Origin of the sequence: Flavonifractor plautii ATCC 29863, from assembly GCF_000239295.1 — a bacterium.
GTDB lineage: Bacteria > Bacillota > Clostridia > Oscillospirales > Oscillospiraceae > Flavonifractor > Flavonifractor plautii.
On the sequence record NZ_JH417670.1, the window covers coordinates 1 to 7985 of the forward strand.

Consider the following 7985-nt stretch of genomic DNA (forward strand, 5'->3'; position numbering starts at 1 on the left):
TCTTTGACCCTGAGACCGAGAAGAACCTGATGTATTAAAAAAAGCCCCCGCCATAGCAAAGCTATGGCGGGGGCTTTTTGGCCTTATGCGCCGAGAAGCAGGGCCTCCAATGCCTGGGGGGTGTCCACGATGCGCTGGGCGCCATGGGCAGTGAGAAACTCCGCGTCCCGGAAGCCCCAGCTCACCGAAAGGCAGGGCAGCCCGGCGTTGGCGGCGGTCTGGATGTCCACATCGGAGTCGCCCACGTAGACGGCCCGGCCGGTTCCGGCGCCCAGCTCCTCCAGCGCGCGGAATACCGTGTCCGGCGCGGGCTTGCGGGCTACCCCCTGGGATTCGCCGATGGCCACCGGGATGCGCGCCCCAAAATAGGCATGGCACAGGCCCTTTACCGCACTGTCGAATTTGTTGGACACCACGGCGGTGCGGATACCGGCCTGCCCCAGACGGTCCAGCAGGGGCAGAACGCCGGGGTAGGGGGCGGTTTTATGCTCCATATTCAGGGTATAGTGGGCGCGGAAGTCGGCCAGGACGCGGGCTTCCACCTCCTCGGGCGTCCCCTCGGGCACGGCCCGGTGGATGAGCCGCCCCACGCCGTTGCCTACGAAGCGGCGAACCTCCTCCAGCGTTCGGGCGGGCATCCCCTGAAGCGCCAGAGCGTAATTGGTGCTGTCGGCCAGATCCTGAAGGGTGTTCAGAAGCGTGCCGTCTAAATCAAAGATGACTGTGTCGTAGGGGTACATGGTTGGAGCCTCCTGTGTCGAATGTCAGAAAATCGTACTGGGCATCAGTATACCACAGGAGAGGGGGGAACGGAAGAGGCTGGCCAACAAAAACCCCAGCAGGCCGCAGCCGGGAAAGGTGAACAGCCAGGTGAGGGCGATGCGGGCAGCCACACGGTGGTTGACCGTCCCCCCGCCGGCGGAGCCGGCCCCGAGAATGGCGGCGGTCTTGGCGTGAGTGGTGCTCACTGGAAGGCCGGCCAGCGTACACAGGAGCAGGCAAAGTCCGCCCCCCAGATCGGCGGCCAGACCCTCCCGGGGGGCCAGAATCACCATGTCCCGACCCACGGTTTCGATGATCCGCCGCCCGCCCATCGCGGTACCCAGGGCCATGACGGCGGCACAGAGCAGCATAAGCCAGCCGGGCACGGAGAAGGTTTGGCCCACACCGCCCCCCTGGGCCAGCGCGGCGCCCAGGAGAAAGACGCCCAGAAATTTCTGCCCGTCCTGGGCCCCGTGGAGGAAGGCCATAGCGCCCGCCCCGGCCAGTTGGCCCCGGCGGCAGAGGGGGAGGGAGGGGTGCAGGCGCTCCAGCAGACGGCGGCACAGGCCGCCCACCCACCAGCCCAGCGCCACGGAGAGGACCAGTCCCAGGAGTACCCGTCCCCAGGCTCCAGCCCGGATGTTGTCCAGCCCGCCGGGCAGGGCCAGGGCGGCCCCGGTGAGCCCGGCCACCAGGGCATGGCTCTCACTGGTGGGCACCCCGAAGCGCCAGGCCAGGACGGCCCAAAGGACAATGGCGCACAGCGCCGCGCAGAGAGCGGAGAGAGCCGCGGCCCGGTCCGGGCCGAAGTCAGCGATGGAGTAGACGGTCTCCGCTACTGTTGCGTTGATTGCCGTCATGACGAGGACGCCCAGCAGGTTGCATGCCGCCGCCAGCGCGACCGCCCGCCGAAAGGAGAGAACTCCCGTTGATACCACAGTGGCGATAGCGTTTGGCGCGTCGGTCCAGCCGTTGACCAGCACCACGGCCAGCACCAGCAGACAGGTCAGCCCCAGTACCGGATTGTGGGCTACCTGTGTGAAAAGATCAGACAGAGACAAGACAACACCCCCTGTCCCCATTCTACGGGGACAGGGGGTGTTGTATGTGAGAGAAATTGGGGCCCCATCGCTCATACCTCAATAGAGCCCGGTGGTACCGAGAATACGGGTTACCTCGTCGGCGCGGGCCGACCAGGCGGCGGCGGCCCCATGCTCCCTCCGGCGGTTTTTGGCCCAGTCGCCGGTCTCCGCCAGGGCGCGGCGGCAGAGGGCGGCGAATTCCTCCGGAGAGTGGGCGCCGTACACCACGTCGGGGAAGTGCTCCACCTGCTCGGGAAAGAGCATGGACACCACGGGTTTGCCGGAGGAGAGGTATTCGTAGATGCGGCAGGGCACCACGTCATTGCCCTGCTCGGAACGGCGCAGCAGGTTGAGGCATACGTCAAAGCGGGCCAGGTAGTCGGGCACCTCCACCGGCGCCCGCCGCCCCAGGAGGCGGACGTTGGGCAGCCGCTCTAGCAGCTCGGCCATGGGGTTCTTCTCCCGGCGGCCCAGAAAGACGAAGGTGCAGGCCGGCATGGCCTGGGCGGCGTACAGAACGGGGGCGAGGTCCAGATCCCGCCACAGGGTGCCGGTATAGCCCAGAATGGGGCTGGAGAGCCCCCGCAGCTCCGGCGGAAGCTCGGCGGGGGGCCGGGTAAACATGGGGTGGTTCACCCCGTTGGGCAGCAGGGCGATGTTGTCGTTGCAGGGGGAGAGGTGGTCAATGAGCCCCTGGGAGGCGGCAAAGACCACATCGGCGGCCAGGGCCAGATCGCTCTCCCACCGGGGGGACTGGTCGGGCCAGTCCCGGTCGCAGTCGTAGACCACACCCCGGTGGGGCACCTCGTCCAGCAGGTGGATGTGCTCCGGCGCGGTGCACCACAGCAGCGGCTCCTTAAAACGGTGGTGCTCCATCTGGCGGCGGATAAACTTACCCAGTTTGCGGTAGTGAAGGCGGAACAGGAGGCGGTGCCGCTCCTCCGCCTCCAGCACCGGGGGGAGGGCGCAGACCGTGAGACCGGGGCGCACCCTGCGGCCCGGCTGTCGGGAGTATTTTCCCGGCGGCTCGAACAGGAGCACCTGGGCGTCCCGCATGCGGGTCATAAGCTGCTGGGTGCGGGTGGGGATAGTGCGCCAGGGGTCAGCAGACAGGCAGAGAATCTGTCTCACGTCCCTCACCTCTCCAGCAGCATCCGGGCGGTCTCGCTGTTGCGCCGTTCCACCTGGCGCAGCCGCTCCACGCCGCCGGAGAGGAAGGCCTCATCCCCGATGCGGGCGCAGGCCGCGTCGATGTGGGACCGCAGGGCCTCCTCCGTCACCTCGTCCAGCCCGGTGTAGAGATCCTGTCCGATGTAGGACAGGAAGGAGCTGATCTTCTGGTCGTAGACCACGCCCACCAGGGGCACACCCTGACCGGCGGAGAAGACCAGGGCGTGGAGCCGCATGGAGACCACCGCCTGCATCCGGGCGAACAGACCGATGGTGTGGTCGGAGCGGCCGGTCTGGGGAAGAATGTAGTGGGGGGCCTTCATGTGCTGGGCGGCCAACTGGGCCGCCCCCACGTCCAGACGCCGCTCGATGGGCAGAAAGACAGGGGTGAGGCCGTACGTCTCATAGGCGTAGTCTGCCGCGGCGCCGAAGACGGCGGCCTTGGCCTCAAACCCCGGCCAGGGCCGCAGGGCGAAGCCGATGTAGCGGCCGTGGGGGTCAATCCCCTGACTCTCCAGAATGCCGTCCACCACTTGGGCTGGTGCGGCGGGGAGGATCACCGTGGGATCGGCGGAGAGGATGACCTGTGGCCTCGTCACCCCCATGTCCTCCAGTTCCTCGGCGGAGTGTGTGTCCCGTAGGGTGATGGCGTCCACGCTCCTCTGGAGCACGCGGGAGGCCCTGCGGCGGTTGGCGGGGGAGTGAATGGGGCCGATGCCGCAGCCGTACATCATCACCTGGTTGCCCAGCCGCTTGGCCCAGGAGATAGTAAACAGATAGAACCACAGAGAGCGGTGGCTGGTCACATCCTGCATCAGGGAGCCGCCGCCGTTGATGTAGAGGTGGGTCTTGCGCATCCGCCACAGAAAGCGGGGGAAGGCAAAGGTGTAGATGGAGTTGACCCGGTAGGTGAGGCGGGTGTCGTCCGGGTTGCGGGAGAGCACCCAGATGGGGAGGTCCGGGTCGATCTGGCGCAGCTCGGTGACAATGGCCTCCAGGATGGCGTCGTCGCCGGCGTTGCCCCGGCCGTAGGCGCCGCATACCAGGGCGCCGTCCCGGCGGCCCTTCTTGCGGCTCTGGCGGCGGAGAATGGTCTCATAGATGTTGAGCTGGCGCTCCAGGGTGCTCTCCAGGGAAAAATCCTCCCTGCCCCGCTGATAGAGCCGCTCCCCCAGGTGTTGGCGGAGGGTGGGGTCCTTGGCCAGAGTAATCAGGTGGCGGGCCAGGGTATCCGCGTCGCCCGCCTCGAACAGCAGGCCATGGACGCCGTGTTCAATGAGGTAGGGGACGCCGCCCACCCGGCTGGCGATGGTGGGCAGGGCGGCCCGGGCCCCCTCGGTGAGAGAGTAGGGGAAGGTCTCCGACAGAGAGGTGAGGGTGTTGATGTCGATGGCGTGGTAGAAGCTGTCGGTGTCGCTGACCCATCCGGCGAAGCACACCTGCCGCTCCACCCCCAGCTCAGCGGCGAGCCCCTTGAGCATGGACATCTGCTCACCGTCGCCGGCGATGAGCAGCCGCAGATTGGGGCACTCCCGATGGGCCTTGGCAAAGCCCCGGACCAGGGTGGCGATGTCCTTGACCGGGTTGAGCCGGGCGGCGATACCGACCACTACACTGTCCCCATCGGCCTCCAGCCCCACGGAGCGGAAGTATTCCTCACGGCTCAGGGCAGGGGTGCGGGGGGTGAAGTCGATGCCGTTGTAGATGGTGAACAGCCTGTCGGGATCAAAGCCCCGCTTGATGAGCAGGTCGGTCATGGCGTCGGACACGCCGATGCGGTAGTCCAGCCGGCGCAGGGCGATGGTGTTGATGGTGCCGTAGGTGAGGCGGGAGAGGGGGCGGCCCAGGTAGTCCAGCCGGTAGTCGGAGTGGACGGTGGTCACCACCGGCAGGCCGGTGGAGCGGCGCAGCAGGGCGCCCATCATGTTGCCGCGTGCGCCGTGGCAGTGGATAAGCTGATAGCCCCCCTCCCGGATCATCCGTTTGAGGGTGCGGTATGTGCGCAGCAGATTGCGGCCGGAGAGCACCACTGTAGGGATGCCCAGCTCCCGGGCCTCCTGGGCAAAGGGGCCCTCCAGAAAGCAGACCATGGTCACCTCGATGGTGCGGGAGAGGTTTTGCAGCAGGGAGTGGACGTGAGTCTTGGCTCCGCCGCTGTCGCCGCCGGAAATCAGAGTGATGACTTTCATATATGAAAACCTCCGGACAAAGAAAAGACTTGTTTCAGGGTAGGGAAGTATGGTACAATATGCAAGTATCATTGTACCAAGTATTATGTCAATTTACAACCTCGGAGGTTACAAAAGATGATAGACGAAAAGGGAAGATTGTTTGGCAAGCTCAACATTGTGGATCTGCTGGTGATTCTGGTGGTCCTTGTGGCCGTAGTGGTGCTGGGCGTGAAGTTCCTGGGCAAGGACGGGGGCGGCGGCATCAATCCCGGCAAGACCCAGGTAACCTATACCGTGCTGGTCAAGGGTGTGGAGCAGGAGGTCTACGACAATATCCAGAAATACATCCCCGGCCAATTGATGGCCTCCGGCGAGATGCTGGATGGCCAGGTGGTTTCTGTGGAGCCGAGGGCCCATGAGCAGACCGTGACGGTGGATACCACTGACGGCACCCTGGAAATTCCGGTGGATGAGGGCACCATAGACCTGCTCTTCACCATCGAGTGCAACGTGGTCAACCCCATTACCACAGAGATCGGCACCCAGGAGGTGCGTGTGGGTAAGACCCATACGGTAAAGACCGACAAGTTTGAGCTGATGAATGGCGTCATTCTGGACTGCGAGTGGGGGGACGGCGCGGCTGCGGCCGATGCTCAGTAAGACAAAAGAACACAGAGGGGCGGCGGCAGCCATGTCGCCGCCCCTCTCCTATATGGAGGAAACAATATGCCCGAATGGTTTCTGAATCTGGACGGAGGCATCCTGCTCTGGCTCCAGGAGGCGGTGCGCAACGCCGTCCTGACACCCCTGTTTACGCTCTACACCCATCTGGGTGACAGCGGACTGATGTGGATTGCCCTGTCCGTCCTTCTGCTCTGCTTCAAAAAGACCCGGAAGGCGGGAGCAGCTGGCCTGATGGCCCTGCTGCTGAGCCTGATGTTCACCAACGGGATTCTCAAGCACCTGGTGGAGCGCCCCCGGCCCTGGCTGACGGTGGAGGGGCTGACGCCTCTGATCGCGGAGCACGACCCCAACTCCTTCCCTTCAGGACACACTAGCGCCTCCTTTGCCGCAGCGTCGGCCTGGTGCCGCACTCTGCCCCGCCGGTGGATGGGGGTGACGGCGGTGGTGCTGGCCGCCCTGATGGGCTTCTCACGGCTGTATGTAGGGGTCCACTTCCCCAGTGATGTGCTGGCCGGGGTGCTGGTGGGCCTGTTCTGCGGCTGGCTGGCCTGCCTGCTCTGGCAACGCTTTGCCGCTTGGAGGGGACTGGAGGCGTAACACGAAAAAAGAGCTGTATCCCAGACGGGATACAGCTCTTTTTGGTAAGCGAGTGAAAAAGCTTACTTCAGCTCGACCTTGGCGCCGACCTCTTCCAGCTTCTTCTTCAGCTCCTCGGCCTCGTCCTTGGAGACGCCCTCCTTGATGGCCTTGGGGGCAGCCTCAACGGCAGCCTTGGCCTCGGCCAGGCCCAGACCGGTGATCTCACGGACAGCCTTAATGACCTTGATCTTCTCGGCGCCGACCTCGGCCAGCACCACGTCGAACTCGGTCTTCTCTTCAGCAGCGGGAGCGGCAGCACCGCCGGCGGCGGGAGCAGCCATAGCGGCGGCGGAGACGCCGAACTCCTCCTCCAGAGCGTGGACGAGCTCGGAGAGCTCCAGAACAGTCAGACCCTTAACCTCTTCGATGAGGGCATTGATTTTCTCAGAAGCCATGATAGGTAACCTCCTAAATAAATGTTTGTAAAAATGTGTGTCGAGTTACTCGACAGCCTCGGCGGCCTCGACAGAGCCGCCCTTCTGCTCGCAGATGGCCTTGATGACGATGGCCAGGCTGGTGATGGGGGCCAGCATGGTGCCCAGAACCTGAGCCTGCAGAACCTCCTTGGAGGGCAGCTCGGCCAGAGCCTTGATCTCGTCCAGGGACAGGACCTTGCCGTCCATGAAACCGGCCTTGATGGTGAACTTCTCACCGTTGAACTGCTTGGCGAACTTGTTGATGACGCGCATGGGAGCGATGGGATCGCCGTGGGACAGGGCCAGGGAAGTGGTGCCGTTCAGGACGGAATCCATCTCCTCCAGACCCACATTGTTGATGGCGAAACGCACCAGGGTGTTCTTCACGACGGCGTAGTCCAGCTCGTTCTTGCGGCACTCGGCGCGCAGAGCGGTGTCCTGAGCCACAGTGATTCCCTTGTAGTCCACAAGCACGCCGCTGCTGGCGGTCTTGAGCTTCTCGGTCAGCTCGGCCACGATGGCCTGCTTCTCGCTGAGAACCTTTGCGTTAGGCATTTGGAATTCACCTCCGTTGAGATTGAGTCCAACTTTTCCGATGCAGACGCAACAAAAAAGCTGTTTTCGCATTCAAAGCAGGCGAAAACAGCACAAAGAATTTTATCCCGTTGTGGCTGCATTCTCGGCAGGATTTCCGGCTTGCGCCCACCTGCTGTCTTTGAACACGGTTAATAGTATATCATCCCGGACAGGCTGTGTCAAGCACAACCTGTCCGAAAATGACATTTTTTTGCGGGGCCTGTCGGCCCGTATCCGCCGCTACGGCGAACTCGTCCCGCTTCCGTTGCTCTCTCACCCTCGAGGCCCCCACGCGAACCCAGCGAAGCGGTTCGCGTGGGGAAAAGGAGCCGCAGCGGAAGGAGTGAGCTTTGCCGCTGGCGGCGAAGCGAAGGATCTGGAGCTTGCGGCGACGCTGTCACGCTGCGGGTTGGGCGCATGGTCGGGTCGCTAAGCGGCCATTCCGCGAAACATGCCGCTGGGCTTCGCCCAGCCTGTTTTTTCGC

The 7985-nt window shown here is 64.1% G+C and carries 8 protein-coding genes; 2 read left to right on the plus strand and 6 right to left on the minus strand.

Going from position 1 to position 7985, the window contains the following annotated elements; translation table 11 throughout:
* Positions 1 to 83: 83 nt before the first annotated feature.
* Genes HMPREF0372_RS03680 through csaB form a run of 4 tightly spaced genes read right to left on the minus strand, consistent with a single transcriptional unit; the run spans position 84 to position 5203 of the window.
* The gene (locus HMPREF0372_RS03680; RefSeq protein ID WP_007489085.1) at positions 84 to 740 is read right to left on the minus strand and encodes an HAD family hydrolase; all 657 of its coding nucleotides are present in this window, start codon (positions 738 to 740) and stop codon (positions 84 to 86) included.
* A 24-nt stretch (positions 741 to 764) separates the two neighbouring features.
* The gene (locus HMPREF0372_RS03685; protein WP_007489086.1) at positions 765 to 1844 is read right to left on the minus strand and encodes an inorganic phosphate transporter; all 1080 of its coding nucleotides are present in this window, start codon (positions 1842 to 1844) and stop codon (positions 765 to 767) included.
* Between the two features lie 57 nt (positions 1845 to 1901).
* Positions 1902 to 2975, minus strand: coding sequence for a glycosyltransferase family protein (locus HMPREF0372_RS03690; RefSeq protein WP_225123389.1), 1074 nt, complete (start codon positions 2973 to 2975; stop codon positions 1902 to 1904).
* A 5-nt stretch (positions 2976 to 2980) separates the two neighbouring features.
* Entirely contained in the window at positions 2981 to 5203 is a 2223-nt protein-coding gene (gene csaB / locus HMPREF0372_RS03695; protein ID WP_007489088.1) for a polysaccharide pyruvyl transferase CsaB, read from the minus strand.
* A 117-nt stretch (positions 5204 to 5320) separates the two neighbouring features.
* Between csaB and HMPREF0372_RS03700 the strand changes: the two genes are divergently transcribed.
* On the plus strand, positions 5321 to 5845 hold the full coding sequence (locus HMPREF0372_RS03700; RefSeq protein WP_007489089.1) for a DUF4330 domain-containing protein: 525 nt from the start codon (positions 5321 to 5323) through the stop codon (positions 5843 to 5845).
* 66 nt (positions 5846 to 5911) lie between these two features.
* Positions 5912 to 6466, plus strand: a complete 555-nt coding sequence (locus HMPREF0372_RS03705; RefSeq protein ID WP_007489091.1) for a phosphatase PAP2 family protein — start codon at positions 5912 to 5914, stop codon at positions 6464 to 6466.
* A gap of 62 nt (positions 6467 to 6528) precedes the next feature.
* On the opposite strand, the gene rplL is transcribed toward HMPREF0372_RS03705, so the two are convergent.
* Together rplL and rplJ are read right to left on the minus strand one after the other, a co-directional pair.
* The gene (rplL, locus tag HMPREF0372_RS03710; protein WP_007489093.1) at positions 6529 to 6903 is read right to left on the minus strand and encodes a 50S ribosomal protein L7/L12; all 375 of its coding nucleotides are present in this window, start codon (positions 6901 to 6903) and stop codon (positions 6529 to 6531) included.
* A gap of 45 nt (positions 6904 to 6948) precedes the next feature.
* Positions 6949 to 7479, minus strand: a complete 531-nt coding sequence (gene rplJ, locus HMPREF0372_RS03715; protein ID WP_007489094.1) for a 50S ribosomal protein L10 — start codon at positions 7477 to 7479, stop codon at positions 6949 to 6951.
* Between the last annotated feature and the right edge of the window lie 506 nt (positions 7480 to 7985).

Bases quoted from the DNA above. Each gene is read 5' to 3' on its own strand.
- rplL (WP_007489093.1), bottom strand. From the start codon at position 6,903: ATGGCTTCTGAGAAAATCAATGCCCTCATCGAAGAGGTTAAGGGTCTG.
- rplJ (WP_007489094.1), bottom strand. From the start codon at position 7,479: ATGCCTAACGCAAAGGTTCTCAGCGAGAAGCAGGCCATCGTGGCCGAG.
- HMPREF0372_RS03685 (WP_007489086.1), bottom strand. From the start codon at position 1,844: ATGGGGACAGGGGGTGTTGTCTTGTCTCTGTCTGATCTTTTCACACAG.
- csaB (WP_007489088.1), bottom strand. From the start codon at position 5,203: ATGAAAGTCATCACTCTGATTTCCGGCGGCGACAGCGGCGGAGCCAAG.
- HMPREF0372_RS03705 (WP_007489091.1), top strand. From the start codon at position 5,912: ATGCCCGAATGGTTTCTGAATCTGGACGGAGGCATCCTGCTCTGGCTC.
- HMPREF0372_RS03680 (WP_007489085.1), bottom strand. From the start codon at position 740: ATGTACCCCTACGACACAGTCATCTTTGATTTAGACGGCACGCTTCTG.
- HMPREF0372_RS03700 (WP_007489089.1), top strand. From the start codon at position 5,321: ATGATAGACGAAAAGGGAAGATTGTTTGGCAAGCTCAACATTGTGGAT.